The sequence below is a fragment of the Arenimonas metalli CF5-1 genome (genome assembly GCF_000747155.1).
GTDB lineage: Bacteria > Pseudomonadota > Gammaproteobacteria > Xanthomonadales > Xanthomonadaceae > Arenimonas > Arenimonas metalli.
Genome location: NZ_AVCK01000003.1, coordinates 88337 through 105389, shown reverse-complemented (window position 1 = coordinate 105389; position 17053 = coordinate 88337). Strand labels below are relative to the sequence as shown.

Below are 17053 nucleotides of genomic sequence, written 5' to 3'. Positions count from 1 at the left end.
TCAGCCGAAGCGCACGTCCGCCAGTTCCCAGTGGCTGCCCGCGAGCAGCCGCATGCGGTGCCGGAACACCCCGTGCGACAGCGACGTGCGCGCGTCGAGCTCGATCTTGAGGTCGCGCTGCACGCCGGTGACGCGGGCCTCGGGGTCCACGGCGCCCAGCGACTTGTCGACCTCGTCGGGCTCGTCCTGCATCGCCCGCCAGCGCTCGAACAGCACCGGCGTCCGCAGCGCCGCCTCAAGCTCCGCCGCAAACCCCTCTGCCCCCGAGGACTGGAAGGAAAGCCCCGGCTCATCCCCGCGCGCGAGCGCCGGCTCGTTCAACCGCACAATGAATCGACTGGCCACGCCACGCTCCCCACCAATGAACCAGCTTCATTTAACCCCACCCACCCCGGATGACAAATGAACCAGGTTCATTTGCCGGCACCCCCGCGCGCGCTGCTCAGGCGGAGACGCCGGCCAAGGTGGTGATGAGGCTGCGCACCGTGGCGTTCCCGCTGAGCCAGCCCAAACCGACCGTCAGGTAGGCCGCGAGGACGAGGAAGCCGATCCAGGTGGCGGGATGCACCCGGCGCAGCGTTCGCAGGTCATAGGCCACCAGTGCCGCCACCCAGATCAGGTCGGAGGGGAAGAACGGGAGGGCGGGCGCCACCAGCCCGTCCAGCCATGCGCCCATCGGCCGCGAGGGCGCGAAGGCCGGGCCGATGGTCAGCACGAAGGCCCAGTAGACCAGGCGCTTGTGCAGCGCGGGTCTCCGACGCCAGGCCACCGCCAGGGCCACCAGCACCGGGAAGGGCAGCAGGCCGACGATGCCCATCGTCGCAAAACCCAGGAACGCCTCGAACTGTTCCGCGGTGGCGCGGCCCACGATGTGCAGGTTGACCTGCAGGCCGGTGGCGAACACCGCCACGGCCAGCAGCACGCCGAAGATGCCCAGCTGCCGGTGCAGGTCCACGCGCTGCCGGGCCACGAGCAACGCCTGCGCGAGCAGCAGCAGGTACCAGGCCGTCATGACCAGCCCGTGCACCACCACGTGCGGACGCAGCGCAGCCGCATCCGAGAACGGCCGCAGGTAGAAGCTGGGGCCGAAGCCCAGGGCCGCTGCCGCCAGGAAGGCCAGCGCCATCCCCACGAAAAAGCGGGCGCTGGGGCGCGACCGGGCGGTGGTGGCGTGTGCGTCGAGGGGGATGGACATACCGGGGCCTGTCGGTTCGGGCGAGGATTCCCGGGGATTAACGCAGCCCGCCCCGACAGCGGGCCACCCGCCGGACGCAAAAAAACGGGGTCAGGTTCCGGACCTGACCCCGAGGCATGGCAAATGAACCTGGTTCATTTGGAGTTAGTGGGTGTGTTGGGTGCCGGACTTGGGGCAGTGGCAGGGGGCGGTGGGGCCGTATTCGACGCCCATCTGGACGCCGTTGCCCTGGCGCTGCCAGAAGAAGGTCGGGGCCGGGCGCTGCAGGCCGCCGATCTCGGACATGTCGGCGGCGTTGAACAGGCGGCCGTTGACCATCACCATCGCGGTGTCGTCGCTCTGGCGGATGTCGGCCAGCGGGTTGCCGTCCACCACCACCAGGTCGGCGCGCTTGCCGGCCTCCAGCGAGCCGATTTCCTTCGACAGGCCCAGGTACGCGGCGCCGTCGATGGTGGCCGCGCGCAGCGCTTCCCACGGCGAGAAGCCGCCCTGCGCCAGCGACCAGATCTCCCAGTGCGGCGCCATGCCCTGCAGCTGGCCGTGGCCGCCGACCAGGATCAGGGTGCCGTTGTCGCGCAGCTGCTTGGCGGCCTTGGCCACTTCCACGTGGTAGTAGTCCCACTCCGGCGCGGTGTCGCGGCGGATGGTCTGGCCGTTGAGCGAGTTCTTCGGGAAGAAGCGCAGCAGCCGCTCGTTCTCCCACACGTTGTCGCGGGCGTACCAATAGCGCTCGGCGTTCAGGCCGCCGTAGTTCACCACCAGCGTCGGCGTGTTGCCGACCTGCGTGTTGCGCCACAGCTCGGTCACGTCCTTGTACAGCGGCGCGATCGGGATGTTGTGCTCCACGCCGGTGACGCCGTCCACGATCATGGTCATGTTGTGGTGGAAGGTCGAACCGCCTTCTTCCACCACCAGCATGCCCAGCTCGCGCGCGGCCTGGTTGATCTGCTGGCGCTGGTCGCGGCGCGGCTGGTTGTAGGACTTCACGGAGAACGCGCCGTTCGCCTGCATGCGGCGCAGGTGGCCGCGGGCGTCGTCGATCGAGTTCACCACCGCCTTGAAGTCGCCGTCGGCGCCGTAAAGGATGGTGCCGGTGGAGAACACGCGCGGGCCAACCATGCGCCCGGCTTTCACCAGCTCGGACTGCGAGAACACGAACTCGGTGGTCGCCGACGGGTCGTGCATCGTGGTGATGCCGAAGGCGAGGTTGGCGTGGTAGGCCCAGTTCTGCTGCGGCACGACGCCCTGGCCGAAGTGCGCCGCGTGCGCGTGCGCGTCCACGATGCCCGGGAACACGGTCTTGCCGGATACGTCCACTTCGCGCGCGCCGGCCGGGATGGCCACGTCGCCGCGCTTGCCCACCGCCACGATGCGCTCGCCGCGCACCACCACCACGCCGTCCTCGATCACTTCCTCGGCGTTGTTGGCGTCGCGCATAGTCACCACGCGGCCGCCGACCAGCGCAAACGTGTCGGCCGGGCGATCGGTCGGCAGGCGCAGGCCCACCGCCACGCCGGCGTCGGCCTTGGCGGCGCCCAGCGTGCGCGAGTGGTAGCGGTCGCCCACCATCCAGTGCAGCGACTTCGAATCGGCGCCCCAGTGCAGGTAGCTGCCCATGTCGGTGCCCAGCGCGGTCACCGGGATCGCCTTGGTGTCCTTGCTGAGTTCGATCGAACCGCCGGTGAGCGGCAGCGGCGCCACGTAGCCGTTGAACAGCTCGGTGAACGCGACCGACCGGCCGTCTGGGCTGATCGCCACGTGGTCGACGTACTTGAGGTTGAACACCTCGCGCGGCTGCTCGCCGTTGAGGCCGGCGCTCATCAGCTTCTTCTCGAGGCCGCCGCCGGTGAGGAAGAACACGCGCTGGCCGTCGGCCGAGAACTGCGGGTCGGCGCCGTTCTTCGCCACCTGCACCGCGTCGCCGCCGGCGGCCGGCATCACGAACACGCCGCGGGTGCCGCTCCACAGGCTGCCGGTGAGGCCGCTGCCGCCCTGGCGCGAGTAAACGATGCGGGCGCCGTCGCGCGAATAGCGTGGGCCGTAGTAGAAGCCCGGCTGCGTGGTCAGCGCGCGCGACTGGCCGGTGGCCAGGTCGAGCTCGCGGATCGCGCCCATCGCGTCATCCGACCAGGTCGTGTACAGCAGCTTGCGCCCGTCCGGGCTGAAGGCTGGCTGGTACTCGAAGTTGGCGGCGTCCTGGGTGAGGCGCTTCGGTTCGCCGCCCGGCAGCGCCTTGGTCCACAGCTGGCCGACCGCGTGGAAGACCAGCGTGCGGCCGTCCGGGCTGGTGGCCACGTCGCGGATCATGCGCGGCGAGAAGCTGTCGCCCTCGAAGGCCGCGGACTGGTCGGCGCGCAGCGCCGGCAGCACGGTCTGCGACACCTCGGCGGTGAACGGCACGTTCTTGGCCTGGCCGCTGGCCACGTCCACCTGCCAGAACTTGCCCTGGCCCCACACCACCACCGACTTGGAATCCGGCAGCCAGTCGAAGTTGGGGTAGGGCCCGAAGATCGCCCAGGCTTCCTGCTGGTCGTGCGAGAGGCCATCCCACACCGCCCGGACCTCACCGGATTCCAGGTCGAGCAGGTGCAGCACGGACTTGTCGCGCACCCGCTTCACGAACGCCAGCGACTTGCCGTCGGGCGAGGGCTGCGGCCGCACCGCGCCGCCGGCGCTGGCGACCACGTTCTCGATCTCGCCGGTCTCGCGGTCGAGGCGGCGGATCGCGTAGATCATGCCGTGCACGTTGCGGTTGTAGTCGAAGGCGCCGCCCGGGCTCATGTCCTCGGAGAAATACAGGTAGCGGCCGTCCGGCGAGAAGGCCGGTTCGCCCTGGTCCTGCTGGTCGTTCTTGCGCTTGGTGAGCTGGAGGCCGGCGCCGCCGTCGCGGTGGTACATCCACAGCTCGCCCGCGCCCAGCGAGCGCTGCGAAGTGAAGTGCTTGCGGCCGACGATGAACTGGCCGTCCGGCGTCCAGGCCGGGTTGTTGAGCAGGCGGAAGTCTTCGTTGCTCACCGCGGTGGCGCCGCTGCCGTCGGCCTTCATGCGCCAGAGGTTGTTGCCGCCGCCGCGGTCGGAGGTGAAGGCGATCTCGCTGCCATCGGGCGAGAAGCGCGGCTGGATGTCCCAGGCCGCGCCGCGGGTGATGCGTTGCGCCTGGCCGCCGGTGACCGGCAGCGAGTAGATGTCGCCGAGCATCGAGAACACGATGCGGCGTCCGTCCGGGCTGACGTCGAGGTCGAGCCAGGTGCCCTCGTCGGTGCTGAAGCTGACCACCTTGCCCTTGGCGTGGGCGGCGTTGACGTCCCATTTGGAGTCGGAGGCGTGGGCGGCGGTGCCAAGGCCAAGGCTGATCAGGACGGCAAGCGCGAGCGGACGGGACGGCATGGGACACTCCGGAAAAGGGACCCGCCGATGCTAGGCGAAGCGCCCCCGGCCACCGTAGGCCGAAGGTCATGGGCCGGTGAAACCGTGAGCCCGTAAGCGACAAGCAAACCCATTGAGAAACAGTCGCTTGTTTCGCGGCCCCGGGTACTGGACAGTAGGGGCATGTTCGCCGCTCCCCGCCCCCGCTCCGTCCGGCTCGTGGTCCTGTCGCTGTTCCCGGCGATGGCGGCTTCGCCCGCGTGGGCGGCGCCGCCAGCGAGCCAGGTCACGGCGCTGTGGTTCGCCCTCGGGTTCTCGCTGGCCCTGGTGGCGGCGCTGGCCCTGGCCTGCCGGATCCTGAGCGAGCGCATGGTGCCGCGCGCGTCCTGGCTGCCGTTCGCCGGCACCAGCCTCGTGGTGCTGGTGCTGGGCAGCTGGCTGGCCGGCCGCTGGCCGCTGGTGGGCCTGGCGCTGGCGCTGGCCGTCGTGGCCTGGGGCCTGCTGCTGGTGCGCGAGCTGCTGGGCCGCATGCGCCGCCTGCTGGAGGAGCGCGACCACGCCCGCGCGGAGGCCAAGCGCGTCAAGCAGAGCTCCGAGCGCGACCCGCTCACCGGCGTGCTCAACCGTGGCGCCTGGCGCGGCCGGCTCGAGCAGCTCGCCGCCGACGCCCGCGAGGCGCAGCCGCAGCGGCCGCTGTCGGTGCTGTTCTTCGACATCGACCTGTTCAAGCTGATCAACGACAGCCTCGGCCACAACGTCGGCGACGACTGCCTCAAGGCCGTGGCCGCGACGGTGGCGGCCGAGCTGCGCGGCGGCGACATCCTGGGCCGCATGGGCGGCGAAGAGTTCGCGGTGGCGCTGCCCGGCGCGCGCCGCGTGAACGCCATCGCCGTCGGCGAGCGCATCCGCATGGCGGTGCAGCAGCACTGCCAGGTGGTCGGCGAGGAAGTGGTCGAGCTCACCGTCAGCATCGGCGCCGCCGAATACCTGGGCGAGGCCGAGCCGCTGGATGCCCTGGTCGACCGCGCCGACCGCGCCATGTACGTGGCCAAGGATTCCGGCCGCAACATGGTGGTGGCGGCCGAGGGCAGTTTCGGGCCGAACTGAGCGGCACGCCGGTCCACGGCGCCGGCCGTGCCGGCGCGGCGCGCGATCTTCCCTTAGGTTCGACTCGCGCCGACCGGCCAGGTGGCCGCGTCCTGCATTTCCTTCGTCGACAGCAGCGTGCGGTCGGCAAGGAAGGCTTCCGCGAAATCCATCGCGTCCTCGCCCCAGAAGATCTCGCCGTCGACCACCAGCGAGGGCACGCCGAACACGCCCGCGGCCAGCGCGGCGTCGTAGTTCGCGCGCAGCGTCTCCTTCACCGCCGGCGACGACAGCGCGGCCGGATCGGTCACGCCCAGCGCCGCGGCCAGCGGCGCGATCGCCTCGGGGCTGTCGACGGCGCGGCCCTGGGCCCAGATCCAGTCGAAGATCTCCGTGATGGCTTCCGGCGTCGTGCCCGCGGCCAGGCACAGGCGCAGCGCCAATAGCGGGTTGAACGGGTGCGTGGGCGGGAAGGCCAGCGGCACCCCGCGCCGCTTCGCCTGCCAGAGCACGTGCCGGTAGGTGAAGGTGCGCTTGGACGGGATCTCGGCCGGCCCCTTGTGGCCATGATGGCCGAGCAACCCGGCGAACATGATCGGCCGCAGTTCGATCGCGTGCCGCGCGGCCAATGCCCGGACGCGCGGCCATGCCAGGTAGGCAAACGGCGAGATGAAGTCGAAGTACCAGTGCGTGGCCATCGACTTCGCGTTCAGGCCGCCGGCCACAGCGCCAGCACCAGCCCGATCAGGGTGAACTGCAGCGTGTGGTAGCCGCCGTTGATCAGGAAGAGCTTGAGCGACTTGCGCTCGAACAGGTAGTTGATGCCGAAGCTGGCCGTGACCCAGCACAGCCCCGCCGCGAACCCGGCGCCCACGCCCAGTTCCAGGCTGGGCCGCGGCCCCAGGAACATCGCGAACACCGCGCTGGCGACCAGGCACAGCACGAAGGTGGTGCCGAAGATCAGCGCCATGTTGCCCTTGGCCAGCACGTCGTCGCTCAGGCCGGTCTCGCGCTGCCAGGCCTTGCCGAACAGCACCGGCGAATACCACAGCCCGCCGAGCACGAACCCCGAAAGCGCGGCGACCAGCACCGCCCAGACATTGACCTCAGGCATCGCACGTCTCCCCGTGTGGATGGATGCCGGCGCGGCTCCCCGCGGCGCTGGCCCCCAAAAGACTACGCCCTCCCCGGTCTCCCGGGGAGGGCGCAGGCAGGGCGCGTCGCTCAGCGGCCGGAGTAGGCGCGGGGCAGGCTGCCCTTGGGCGCCAGGTAGCGGTCGCGCAGCTCGGTCTGGCGCGAACGCATGTCGGCGGCGCGGCCATCGAACCAGACCTGCTCGGCGACCGTGTTCACTTCCAGCGGATCGCCCGACCACAGCACCAGGTCGGCGACCTGGCCCGGCTCGATCCGGCCGCGCTGCGCCGACACGCCGAACACCTGCGCGGGCACCGCAGTCAGGCCGGCCAGGCCGGCTTCCCAGGGCAGGCCGTTGGCCACGGCGACGCCGGCCAGCTGGCGCACCTTGCGGGCGTTGTGGGTGGCGTCGCCCGACTGCGAGAACCCGACGCTGACGCCGGCGCGATGCAGGCGGGCGGCGTTCTCCAGGCTCGAGCCCAGCGCGTCGAAGCTCGAGGGCAGGTTCACCAGCGCGTCCAGCAGCACCGGCACGTTCGCGGCCTTGAGCTCGGCCGCCACCTTCCACGCCTCGGCGCCGCCGGCGATCACCGGCTTCAGGCCGTGCTTCTTGCTGAAGGCCAGCGCCTGGCGGATGTCCGCCGCGCGATCGACCTGGAACACGACCCGGCCACCGGCGAGGTAGCGCTGCAGCGCGGCGCGGCCGGCGCGGGTGAGCAGGCCGTCGTCGGCGCCGCTGCGGGCTTCGGCGACCGCCTGTTCGAGCAGCATCCACTGGCCGGCGCGGCTGCCGCCCGAGAGCGGCGAGGCGCCGCCGCCCAGGTTCACGAACAGGCTGCGGCTGTTGCCCAGCGCGGCGTCGTAGCGGCCGTCGAGCACCACCGCGCTGCCCTGGCCGGCGACGAAGCTGCCGCCCGCGGTGCTGCTGGGCGAGAGCACGGTGAAGGTGATGCCCTCGACGCGGTTGACGCCGATCGCGGCGGAGTGCGGGTTGAAGGCGACATCCACGTCGAACTCGGGGCGCCAGGTGGGCTCGTGCGCATTCGGCGGCACGCCGAGGGCCAGGGTGTGGTCGACGGTGGCGGATTCACCCGACACCTCCTCGATGCCGAGGCCGGTGAGGCCGCCGAACAGGCCCGGCGTCAGCGGCCGGCCCTTGGCGTCGACCACGGTGACGCCGGCCGGTGCGGCCAGGCCGGTGCCGACCTGGCGGACCACGCCGCCCTGCACCAGCACGTCGTGGTTCTTGAGCGTGCCGCGGGCGCCGGCGGTGTGCACGGTGGCGTCGCGGATCAGCAGGTCCTGGGCGGCCGCGGGCAGCGCGGCGGCGAGGACGAGGCAAACGAGCAGGCGCTTCACGGCGACACCTCCTGGCCCAGCATGAAGTCGGTGACCGGCTGCCTCGACGGGTCGGCGCGATCGTAGAGCAGGGCGCCGTCGACATAGACGCGCTCGGCCTTGGCATAGACGCTGAAGGGATTGCCGTTCCACACCACCACGTCGGCCATCTTGCCCTCGGCCAGCAGGCCGGTCTGGTCGGCGACGCCGATGGCGCGGGCGGCATTGGTGGTGATCCAGCGGATGGCGTGCTCGGGCGGCAGCTTCAGGCCGACGCGCTCGCCGCGCACCATCACCTTCGCCGCTTCCTGGTTCAGGCGCTGGATGCCTTCGGCGGAATCGGAGTGCACGACCGCGCAGCTGTTCTTCGGGCGGTCCACCAGGGCGATGTTTTCCTGGATGCCGTCGTAGGCCTCCATCTTGAAGCCCCACCAGTCGGCCCACAGCGCGCCGCAGATGCCTTCCTCGGCGAGTTCGTCGGCCAGCTTGTAGGCCTCGACGCCGTGGTGGAAGGCGGCGATCTTGAAGTCGAACTCCTTGGCCAGGTCCATCATCAGCGCCATTTCATCGGCGCGGTAGCAGTGGATCTGCACGGTGATGTCGCCGCGCATCACGCCGGCCAGCGTTTCCAGGCGCAGGTCCTGGGCCGGCTTCTCGGCGCCGCCGTTGCCCTTGCCGCGGCCGCGGCCGGAATCACCGTTCGCGGCCTCGTACTTGTCCCAGGCGGCGCGGTACTTCTGCGCTTCGATGAAGGCGGCGCGGTAGCCGGCCATGTTGCCCATGCGCGTCATCGGCGACTGGCCGCGGCCGCCGTAATAGCGCTTGGGATTCTCGCCGCAGGCCATCTTCACGCTGTGCGGGGCGCCGGGGAACTTCATTTCCTGCATCGTGGTGGCGGGCACGTTCTTGAGCACCACGCCGCGGCCGCCGATCAGGTTGCCCGAGCCGGGCAGCACCATCAGCGAGGTCACGCCGCCGGCGAGCGCGGTCGGGAAGCCCGGGTCCTGCGGCCACACCGCGTGTTCGGCCCAGACCTGCGAGGTGACGGGCGTGGTCATCTCGTTGCCGTCGGAATGCGCGGCGGCGCCCGGGCTGGGATACACGCCCAAATGCGAATGCACGTCGATGATGCCGGGCGTGACCCACTTGCCGCTGGCGTCCACCACGGTGGCGCCGGCGGCGTCCAGGCCGGGGCCGACCGCGGCGATGCGGCCGTTGCGCATCAGCACGTCGGCGCCCTCGAGGCGCTGGCCGTCGCCGGTCAGGACGGTGGCGTTGCGGATCAGTACCGGGCCCGAGGCGACGGGCTGGTAGGTGCTCGGATAAGGCGTCTGCGCCGCGCCCGCCAGCAACGGCAGCGCGAGCAGGGCTGTGGCCAGCAGGCGGGCCTTGGTTTGCATGGACATCGTGGTCTCCCCAGTGATCGACGCACCCTAGCCGCAGGGCCGGGCGCTTGCCAAGCCCAACCGGTCACGGTTCAAGGACCGCGTGGCAGAATGGCCGGGCAAGGCGTAGAAAAACAACAACAAGGAAAAAGACACGTGAAAGACAAGAACGAGATCGTCAGCAACTGGCTTCCCCGCTACACCGGCGTGCCCCTGGCCGACTTCGGCGAGCACGTGCTGCTCACCAACTTCGGCGGCTACCTCAACACCTTCTCCCGCCTCACCGGCGCCCCGATCGTGGGCACCGACCGGCCGATGCCCAGCGCCACCGCCGACGGCATCACGATGATCAACTTCGGCATGGGCAGCGCCAACGCCGCCACGGTGATGGACCTGCTGTCGGCCATCGACCCCAAGGCCGTGCTGTTCCTGGGCAAGTGCGGCGGGCTCAAGCGCAAGAACCAGCTGGGCGACCTGATCCTGCCGATCGCCGCCATCCGCGGCGAGGGCACCAGCAACGACTACCTGCCGCCGGAAGTGCCGGCGCTGCCGGCCTTCGCGCTGCAGCGCGCGGTGTCCACCATGATCCGCGACCTCGAGCACGACTACTGGACCGGCACGGTGTTCACCACCAACCGCCGCGTCTGGGAGCACGACGCCGCGTTCAAGGAATACCTGCGCAAGCTGCGCTGCATGGCCATCGACATGGAAACCGCGACGATCTTCTCGGCCGGCTTCGCCAACTCGATCCCGTCGGGCGCGCTGCTGCTGGTGTCGGACCAGCCGATGATCCCGGAAGGCGTGAAGACCGAAGCCTCGGACCGCGTGGTCACCGAACACTTCGTCGAGCGCCACATCCAGATCGGCATCGAGGCCCTGCGCCTGATCCGCCGCCACGGCAAATCCGTCAAGCACCTCCGCTTCGACGAGTAAAAACAATGTAGGAGGGACTTCAGTCCCGAAGCTTTTCGCCGAAAAGCTTCGGGACTGAAGTCCCTCCTACAGGATCCGGCGGGTTACCAGTTGAAGCCGAAGCCGACGACGTCGGGCTGGGGCTTGGCGTCGCTGAAGCGCACGGTGCACTCGACGATCTGCTTCACTTCGGAAGTCAGGCCGGGTTCGATCGTGATCGGCGCGGTCAGGAATTTCTCGCCGTTCGGCGCGTCGCGCATGCTCGCCGCGAGCGCGGCGGCATCGAGTTCGTAGAGTTTGCCGTCGAGCCGCGATTCGGCGGCGAGCTTGCAGGCCTCGGCCGCCAGGTCGCCGGGCGACCCGCCGGCGGCACCGTCGCCGCCACCGCAGGCGGCCAGGGCCAGGCCCATCGGCACCACGATCCAGTTACGCATCCATCCCTCTCCTCGGTCGGGGCCGGACCCGGATGCGCGCACCTTTGGCCGGGCTGGCCTGCAGATGGCGGTAAATTAACGTAATTGCTCTATGGACGCCACGGGCCGTACGTAAGCATTGCTAACCGGTTCAGTAGCGGGGCACCGACGGGTCGATCTCCACCGACCAGGCGTCGATGCCGCCCTCGACGTTGTAGAGGTCGTGGAAGCCCAGCCCGCGGAAGTATTCGGCCGCCTGCCGGCTGCTCTGGCCGTGGTGGCAGAGGAAGGCGATCGGCAGGTCCTTGGGCAGGGCCTCGAGCCGTTCGCGGCTGTCCTCGTCCAGCACCTCGTGCGGGTGCGGGAAGGGGGCGATGGCGCGGGCGTGGGCCGGGCGCACGTCGATGACGTCCAGGGTGCCGGCGATGACGTGGTCGTGCAGCTGCTGCACCGACATCGGCTTCACCGGCGGCGGGGCGTTCGGGTTGTGGATGGCCAGGCCGGCGCCGCGCGGGTCCTCGACCCAGTCGATGCGCAGGCCCTGCGCGCGCGGCACGCTGGCCAGGTCCAGGTGAAGACGCAGGCCAGCCGCCTCGGCCACGATCTCCTGGCCGCTGGCCGGCTTGAGTTCGAAGCGGGCGTTGAAGCGCGGGTCCACCGAGAGGTGCAGCACCGCGCCGTCGTCGGCCCCGTCCATCGCCCGCTGGATCGCCTCGGCGGCGGCCGGGGTGATCTCGATGCGGGGCGGGGTGCGGTCCGGCGCGGCCAGGCCGAGGGCCTCGTGCAGCTCGCCGCTGTTGAGCATCTGCTCGATGATGTCGCTGCCGCCGAGCAGCTCGCCGCCGACGTAGAGCTGCGGGATGGTCGGCCACTGGCCGTAGACCTTGATGCCCTCGCGGATCTCCGGGTCGGACAGCACGTCCACGTGGCCAAAGGACGGCAGCAGGCCGCCCAGGATGCCCACGGCCTTGGCCGAGAAACCGCACTGCGGCGCCCGCGGCTCGCCCTTCATGAAGAGCACGACGTGGTTCGCCGCGAGGATCGATTCGATGCGCGCGCGCGTTTCGGGGGACAGGGACATGGCCGGCTCCGGTAGGTAAGGCCGCCATTTTACTCCCGGCGCATGAACCCCGGGGGTGCGGCGTTGGCGCGTGTGGGGTTCCAGTTTTTGAACGCGGATCAGAGCGGATGGACGCGGATAAAAGCGGATTGAAGATGTCAGGGAAGCTTCAGGCGGGCAGGATTCGATTCGGCGCAAGCGAGCGGGCTCGGCTGGCTTCCGGCGAGGACGCGGCGGCTGTCCCGGAAGCGCCCGTGATCCTAAGCCACGGCCCAGCCACTCGCCGATTCAAACTGAAAAAATCCGCTTTTATCCGCGTCCATCCGCTCTGATCCGCGTTAAAAATCAGACGCCCCACCAAAGCGAAAGAATCCAGGCAGGCGAGCGAGCAGGTAACTGTGCCGGGCGGAGGTCAGGCCAGGAGCGCCCTGGCGACGGGCAGGGCCAGGCGGGTCCATTCGGCGTACATGGCGGCCGAGGGGTGCAGGCCGTCGTCGGCCACCATGCCGGGTTCGGCGCCGCGTTCGCGGCTGACGGGGGTGATGTCGACGAAGGCGACCTCGCGCGCCGCGCACTCGTCGGCGGCGGCGGCGTTGAAGGCGTCGAGCTGGCGGGCGATCTCCGCCGTGTCGCGACCGCTGGCCTGGCCGAAGGGGGTCACGCCCCAGTCGGGGATCGAAAGCACCAGCACGCGGCCGGGGCGGTCGCCCGCGAGCGCGATCGCGCGGTCGAGCAGGTCGGCGAACTCGACCCGGTATTCGCCGAGGTTCCAGCCGCGGTACTGGTTGTTCACGCCTATCAGCAGCGATACGAAGCCGTGCCGGCCCAGCGGCTCGGCGGCATCCATCGCGGCCGACAGCTCGTCGGTGGTCCAGCCGGTGGTGGCGATGATGCGCGGGTCGTCCAGCGCGACGCCCTGCGCCCGCAGCGCGGCGGCCAGCTGGCGGGGCCAGCGGCCTTCCTCGGGCACCGACTCGCCGATGGTGTAGGAGTCGCCCAGCGCCAGGTAGGACAGGCCCGCCGCCATCGCGGGTCAGGCCACGTGGCGGGCGCGGGCCCGCGCGGCGTGCTTGCCCAGCGCGCGGTCGATGCGCGCGAACACCTCGCGCACCAGGCCCGCCTCGGGCAGCAGCGTGACGCGGAAATGGCGCGAGCCCGGCACGTTGAAGCCGCTGCCCGGCACCACCAGCACGTCCTCGGTTTCCAGCAGCTCGAGCGCGAAGGCCTGGTCGTCGAAATCCACCGCGGCGTCGCCGATCACTTCCGGGAAGGCGTACAGCGCGCCCGCCGGCGCCACCAGCGACAGGTGCTCGCTGGCCGCGCAGCATTCCACCACCGCGCGCCGCGATTCATGCAGCCGGCCGCCGGGGCGGGTGAGCTCGAGGATGGTTTCCGGGCCCGACAGCGCCGCCGGCACCGCGAACTGCGCGGGCACGTTGGCGCACAGGCGCAGCGCGCCGAGCAGGTCCATCGCGTGGTGGTAGTCGCCCACCGTCACCGGGTCGCCCGACAGGACAGCCCAGCCCACGCGCCAGCCGCAGGCGCGCCACACCTTCGACAGGCCGCCGAAGCTCAGGCAGGGCACGTCGCCGGCCAGCGGCGCCAGCGGGGTGAACGTGGCTTCGTCGTAGAGGATGCCGTCGTAGATCTCGTCGGCCATCAGCAGCAGCTTGTGCTTCGCGGCGATGGCCACGAGCTTTTGCAGCAGCGCGCGCGGGTAGCTGGCGCCGGTCGGGTTGTTCGGGTTGATCACCACCAGCACGCGGGTGCGCGGCGTCACCAGCTTTTCGATCTCGTCCGGGTCGGGCAGGAAGCCGTTTTCCGGGGCGCAGCGGTAGTACACCGGCCGGCCCTGGTTGAGGATGGTGGCGGCGCTCCACAGCGGGTAGTCGGGCGAGGGCAGCAGCACCTCTTCGCCGGGGTTGAGCAGGGCGCGCAGCGAGATGTCGATCAGCTCGCTGACGCCGTTGCCGATGAACACGCGCTCGGCGCTGGCGTTCGGGGTGCCGCGCCGGCGGTGCAGGTCGGCCACGGCCTCGCGCGCCAGCGGCAGGCCCTGCTGGTGCGTGTAGGGATCGGACTCACCGACGTGGGCGGCCAGCGCGGCCTGCAGGTGCTCGGGGGCGCGGAAGCCGAAGGCGCCGGGATTGCCGATGTTCAGGCGGATCAGCTGGCGGCCCTGGCCTTCGAGTTCGCGGGCGCGGCGGGACAGTTCGCCGCGGATGTCGTAACGGACCTCGCGCAGGCTTTCGCGGGTCTTCAGGAGCGTGTGGGGCATGTCGCAGGGGACTCGGACCGGGGTGCTGGGCCGAGGTTAACGGAATCTTGACGGGCTTTCAGCCGATTTGGCTCAGCCCGGCCGCCCGCGCAGGGCCAGCACCGCCGCCAGGGTAAAGCCGATTTCCCAGGCCAGGGCCGCCGCGAAGAACCCGGTGAACTCCCCGCTCAGGCCAATGCCCAGCAGGCGGGCCGCGGCGATGCCGCCGTTGGCCAGGGCCACGGACCAGAGGCCGGGGGCGCGCCAGGCGGGCTTGGCCGCGCAGGCGAACAGGAACGCGGCCAGGCCGAGTTCGAGCCCGCCGTAGAAGGCGCGCAGCTCGACCAGCCCGGCCGCGGTGCCGCTGATCCCGACCGGCGCCAACACCGCCTCCGGGGCGGCCACGATGGCGAGGCCGAACCCGAGGAAACCGAGCGCGGCGAGGACGAGGACGACGGTACCGAAACGTTCCATGGCGCAACCTTGCCGCGCAGGCGGTGAGTGGGGTGTGTGCACGGTAGCGCTATCATCCCCGGCAATGCAGCCCACCCCCGAAGCCCTCGACCTCCTGCGACCCATCGGCTGGCCCGACGGCGACGCCTACCGCGAGGCCCTCGCCGCCGCCCCCGGCGCCCGCCTGGCCCGCGTGGTCGGCCAGCACCGCAGCGCCTATGACGTCGCCACCCGCGCCGACGAAGTGATCAAGGTGCAGCCGCCGCTGCCCTGGACCCGCCCGCGCTGCCCGCCCGAGCAGCGCGCCGCGGTCGGCGACTGGGTCACGCTCGACGAGGCCGGCAAGAACATCCTGGCGCTGCTGCCGCGCCACGCCCTGCTCAAGCGCGGCGCCGCCGGCGAACACCATCGCCAGCAGCTGATCGCCGCGAACGTCGACCACGTGCTGGTGGTGGTCGGCCTGGACCAGGACTTCAACCCGCGCCGCATCGAGCGCTACCTGGTGGTGATCCGCGCCAGCGGCGCCGACCCGGTGCTGGTGCTGACCAAGGCCGACGAGTGCGAGATCGTCGAGGACTGCATCGACCTGCTGATGGAAGTGGAGGAATCCGGCGTGCCGATCCACGCGATCAACGCCAAGGACCCGGCCAGCGTCGCGGTGCTGGCGCCTTACCTCGGCCCCGGCCAGACCGTGGTGCTGGTGGGCAGCTCCGGTGCCGGCAAGTCCACGCTGACCAACACCCTGCTGGGCCGCGAGAAGATGAAGACCAATGCCGTGCGCGGCAACGACTCGCGCGGCCGCCACACCACCACCTTCCGCGTGCTGACGCCGCTGCCGCAGGGCGGCTGCCTGATCGACACGCCGGGCATGCGCGAAGTAAAGCTCAGCGGCGACGAGGACATCGTCGACGCCTTCGAGGACATCGAGGCCCTGGGCGCCGGCTGCCGCTTCCGCGACTGCGTGCACGGCAACGAGCCCGGCTGCGCCGTGCGCGCGGCGATCGAGGACGGCACGCTCGACGAGGCCCGCTACCTCAACTACGTGAAGCTGCGCGACGAAGCCGAGGCCGCCGCCGTCACCCAGGCCGCCCGCCGCGCCGAAGAGGCGCTGGCGCTGAAGAACAAGCACCGGCGCACCAAGGACAAGCTGGGCCGCCGATGACCGCGGCCGCGCGCTCGCTGGCGCACCACGCGGCGCTCGATGCGCGCCTGGTGGCGGCGGTGCGCGGCATCCGGCTGCTCGAGTCGGTGAGCTGGCCCGCGCGGCTGCAGGAGGAGTTCCTGGCGGCCTGGAAGATCGGCCGCATCCACATGCCGCGCCCCGAGTATCCGCGCGGCGACTACGCCGCCGTGCGCGACGAGCTGGACAAGGTGCACGAGCTGGCCGACCCCGACGATCCGCTGGGCCGCTACCTGCGCCTGACCTCGGAGAGCTGGCGCATCACCACCCGCCTGCTCGACGCGGTGGGCTCGCACCGGGTCACGGCGTACTCGACGCGGCTGTTCGGCCGCCCGGTGGAAATGCTGCCCGGCGACGGCCCCACCCACCTCGACGCCGCCACCCACTTCATCGGCCTGGCGGACGAGATGGACCAGGAATTGCGCGAAGTCGAACCCGACTACGTGCTGCCCGCCGAGACCGTGCAGGCCGAGCTGCAGGCCGCGGTGGACGGGTTCTTCACTGGCCACAAGGTGCGGGTGGAGCTCGACGACGCCCTGATCGCCAAGGCCGCGGCCAGCTCGACCCGCATCCGCCTGCGCACCAACACCGGCTTCAGCGAATACGACCGCAACCAGCTGCTGGTGCACGAGGCCTTCGTGCACACGCTCACCGGCCTCAACGGCCGCGAGCAGCCGCACCTGAAGTCGCTGGCCCGCGGCTCGCCGCGCACCACCGCGACGCAGGAGGGCCTGGCCACCTTCGCCGAGCTGATATCGGGCTCGATGGACATCGAGCGGATGAAGCGCATCAGCCTGCGCATCGTTGCGATCGACAAGGCCATCCACGGCGCCGATTTCGTCGAGGTGTTCCGCTTCTTCCTCGATTCGGGGCAGTCGGCGCTCGACAGCTTCACCTCCAGCCAGCGCGTGTTCCGCGGCGTGCCGCTGGGCGGCGGTGCGGCCTTCACCAAGGACACGGTGTACCTGCGCGGGCTGCTGTCGGTGCACACCTATTTCCGCTGGTGCCTGCGCCACCACAAGCTGGGCCAGGCGCGGCAGCTGTTCGCGGGCAAGATGGCGCTCGAGGACGTGTTCGCGCTCGAGGGCGCGTTCGAGTCGGGCGCGCTGGCGGCGCCGCTGTACGTGCCGCCCTGGATGCAGCGCGCGAACGGGCTGGCGGGGATGCTGGCGTTCTCGCTGTTTGCGAACAAGATCCGGCTGGATCGCGTGGATGCCGATGACCTGGTCTTGGGTCTTTGAAAAGCATCGGGACTGAAGTCCCTCCCACAGCAG

The 17053-nt window shown here is 70.7% G+C and carries 16 protein-coding genes and 1 pseudogene; 4 read left to right on the top strand and 13 right to left on the bottom strand.

From position 1 onward, the window contains the following. The 3 genes from N787_RS01170 to N787_RS01160 all read right to left on the bottom strand — a co-directional run bounded on the left by N787_RS01170 (position 1) and on the right by N787_RS01160 (position 4582). On the bottom strand, positions 1–345 hold the full coding sequence (locus N787_RS01170; RefSeq protein WP_034210138.1) for a hypothetical protein: 345 nt from the start codon (positions 343–345) through the stop codon (positions 1–3). Between the two features lie 97 nt (positions 346–442). Beyond that, positions 443–1195: a hypothetical protein gene (locus N787_RS14155; protein ID WP_052575014.1), complete on the bottom strand. Its 753-nt coding sequence runs from the start codon at positions 1193–1195 to the stop codon at positions 443–445. Between the two features lie 144 nt (positions 1196–1339). Further along, on the bottom strand, positions 1340–4582 hold the full coding sequence (locus tag N787_RS01160; RefSeq protein ID WP_034210137.1) for an amidohydrolase family protein: 3243 nt from the start codon (positions 4580–4582) through the stop codon (positions 1340–1342). 162 nt (positions 4583–4744) lie between these two features. Between N787_RS01160 and N787_RS14150 the strand changes: the two genes are divergently transcribed. Beyond that, entirely contained in the window at positions 4745–5668 is a 924-nt protein-coding gene (locus tag N787_RS14150) for a GGDEF domain-containing protein (RefSeq protein WP_052575013.1), read from the top strand. A 53-nt stretch (positions 5669–5721) separates the two neighbouring features. Here the strand turns inward: N787_RS14150 and N787_RS01150 are convergent, their stop codons facing one another. From N787_RS01150 to N787_RS15485, 5 genes and pseudogenes are all read right to left on the bottom strand, one after another. Next, the gene (locus N787_RS01150) at positions 5722–6345 is read right to left on the bottom strand and encodes a 2-hydroxychromene-2-carboxylate isomerase (RefSeq protein WP_034210216.1); all 624 of its coding nucleotides are present in this window, start codon (positions 6343–6345) and stop codon (positions 5722–5724) included. A gap of 11 nt (positions 6346–6356) precedes the next feature. Beyond that, positions 6357–6761 carry a DUF1761 domain-containing protein gene (locus N787_RS01145; protein WP_034210136.1) on the bottom strand — a complete coding sequence of 135 codons (405 nt, stop codon included), beginning with the start codon at positions 6759–6761 and terminating at the stop codon, positions 6357–6359. A gap of 110 nt (positions 6762–6871) precedes the next feature. Beyond that, positions 6872–8140: an amidohydrolase family protein gene (locus tag N787_RS01140; RefSeq protein WP_034210135.1), complete on the bottom strand. Its 1269-nt coding sequence runs from the start codon at positions 8138–8140 to the stop codon at positions 6872–6874. Beyond that, positions 8137–8412 carry an amidohydrolase family protein gene (locus tag N787_RS15490; protein WP_425387836.1) on the bottom strand — a complete coding sequence of 92 codons (276 nt, stop codon included), beginning with the start codon at positions 8410–8412 and terminating at the stop codon, positions 8137–8139. The genes N787_RS01140 and N787_RS15490 overlap by 4 nt, the downstream gene beginning before the upstream one ends. 443 nt (positions 8413–8855) lie before the next feature. Then, positions 8856–9525: pseudogene (locus N787_RS15485) on the bottom strand (amidohydrolase family protein); the annotation flags it as partial. 135 nt (positions 9526–9660) lie between these two features. Here N787_RS15485 and N787_RS01130 point away from each other — a divergent pair. Then, entirely contained in the window at positions 9661–10437 is a 777-nt protein-coding gene (locus N787_RS01130) for an AMP nucleosidase (protein ID WP_034210133.1), read from the top strand. An 83-nt stretch (positions 10438–10520) separates the two neighbouring features. Here the strand turns inward: N787_RS01130 and N787_RS01125 are convergent, their stop codons facing one another. The 5 genes from N787_RS01125 to N787_RS14145 form a co-directional block, all read right to left on the bottom strand. Further along, the gene (locus N787_RS01125) at positions 10521–10850 is read right to left on the bottom strand and encodes a hypothetical protein (protein WP_156968857.1); all 330 of its coding nucleotides are present in this window, start codon (positions 10848–10850) and stop codon (positions 10521–10523) included. A 130-nt stretch (positions 10851–10980) separates the two neighbouring features. Then, the gene (gene grxD / locus N787_RS01120) at positions 10981–11910 is read right to left on the bottom strand and encodes a Grx4 family monothiol glutaredoxin (protein ID WP_034210130.1); all 930 of its coding nucleotides are present in this window, start codon (positions 11908–11910) and stop codon (positions 10981–10983) included. Positions 11911–12301: 391 nt separating this feature from the next. Beyond that, the gene (locus N787_RS01115) at positions 12302–12916 is read right to left on the bottom strand and encodes an SGNH/GDSL hydrolase family protein (protein WP_034210129.1); all 615 of its coding nucleotides are present in this window, start codon (positions 12914–12916) and stop codon (positions 12302–12304) included. Positions 12917–12922: 6 nt separating this feature from the next. Further along, positions 12923–14167 (bottom strand): aminotransferase class I/II-fold pyridoxal phosphate-dependent enzyme, encoded by a 1245-nt coding sequence (locus N787_RS01110; protein ID WP_034210127.1) that lies wholly within the window; start codon positions 14165–14167, stop codon positions 12923–12925. A 72-nt stretch (positions 14168–14239) separates the two neighbouring features. Beyond that, entirely contained in the window at positions 14240–14620 is a 381-nt protein-coding gene (locus N787_RS14145; RefSeq protein ID WP_052575011.1) for a DUF4345 family protein, read from the bottom strand. A gap of 64 nt (positions 14621–14684) precedes the next feature. Here N787_RS14145 and rsgA point away from each other — a divergent pair, with 64 nt between their 5' ends. Beyond that, positions 14685–15761 carry a ribosome small subunit-dependent GTPase A gene (gene rsgA, locus N787_RS01100; RefSeq protein WP_034210125.1) on the top strand — a complete coding sequence of 359 codons (1077 nt, stop codon included), beginning with the start codon at positions 14685–14687 and terminating at the stop codon, positions 15759–15761. Then, positions 15758–17020: a peptidase MATCAP family protein gene (locus tag N787_RS01095; RefSeq protein ID WP_034210122.1), complete on the top strand. Its 1263-nt coding sequence runs from the start codon at positions 15758–15760 to the stop codon at positions 17018–17020. The genes rsgA and N787_RS01095 overlap by 4 nt, the downstream gene beginning before the upstream one ends. The last annotated feature ends 33 nt before the right edge of the window (positions 17021–17053 follow it).

What these genes read in the sequence shown, in the direction of transcription:
- N787_RS14155 (WP_052575014.1), bottom strand. Translation starts at nt 1,195, where the DNA reads ATGTCCATCCCCCTCGACGCACACGCCACCACCGCCCGGTCGCGCCCC.
- N787_RS01160 (WP_034210137.1), bottom strand. Translation starts at nt 4,582, where the DNA reads ATGCCGTCCCGTCCGCTCGCGCTTGCCGTCCTGATCAGCCTTGGCCTT.
- N787_RS14150 (WP_052575013.1), top strand. Translation starts at nt 4,745, where the DNA reads ATGTTCGCCGCTCCCCGCCCCCGCTCCGTCCGGCTCGTGGTCCTGTCG.
- N787_RS01150 (WP_034210216.1), bottom strand. Translation starts at nt 6,345, where the DNA reads ATGGCCACGCACTGGTACTTCGACTTCATCTCGCCGTTTGCCTACCTG.
- N787_RS01145 (WP_034210136.1), bottom strand. Translation starts at nt 6,761, where the DNA reads ATGCCTGAGGTCAATGTCTGGGCGGTGCTGGTCGCCGCGCTTTCGGGG.
- N787_RS15490 (WP_425387836.1), bottom strand. Translation starts at nt 8,412, where the DNA reads ATGGTGCGCGGCGAGCGCGTCGGCCTGAAGCTGCCGCCCGAGCACGCC.
- N787_RS01125 (WP_156968857.1), bottom strand. Translation starts at nt 10,850, where the DNA reads ATGCGTAACTGGATCGTGGTGCCGATGGGCCTGGCCCTGGCCGCCTGC.
- grxD (WP_034210130.1), bottom strand. Translation starts at nt 11,910, where the DNA reads ATGTCCCTGTCCCCCGAAACGCGCGCGCGCATCGAATCGATCCTCGCG.
- N787_RS01115 (WP_034210129.1), bottom strand. Translation starts at nt 12,916, where the DNA reads ATGGCGGCGGGCCTGTCCTACCTGGCGCTGGGCGACTCCTACACCATC.
- N787_RS01110 (WP_034210127.1), bottom strand. Translation starts at nt 14,167, where the DNA reads ATGCCCCACACGCTCCTGAAGACCCGCGAAAGCCTGCGCGAGGTCCGT.
- N787_RS14145 (WP_052575011.1), bottom strand. Translation starts at nt 14,620, where the DNA reads ATGGAACGTTTCGGTACCGTCGTCCTCGTCCTCGCCGCGCTCGGTTTC.
- rsgA (WP_034210125.1), top strand. Translation starts at nt 14,685, where the DNA reads ATGCAGCCCACCCCCGAAGCCCTCGACCTCCTGCGACCCATCGGCTGG.
- N787_RS01095 (WP_034210122.1), top strand. Translation starts at nt 15,758, where the DNA reads ATGACCGCGGCCGCGCGCTCGCTGGCGCACCACGCGGCGCTCGATGCG.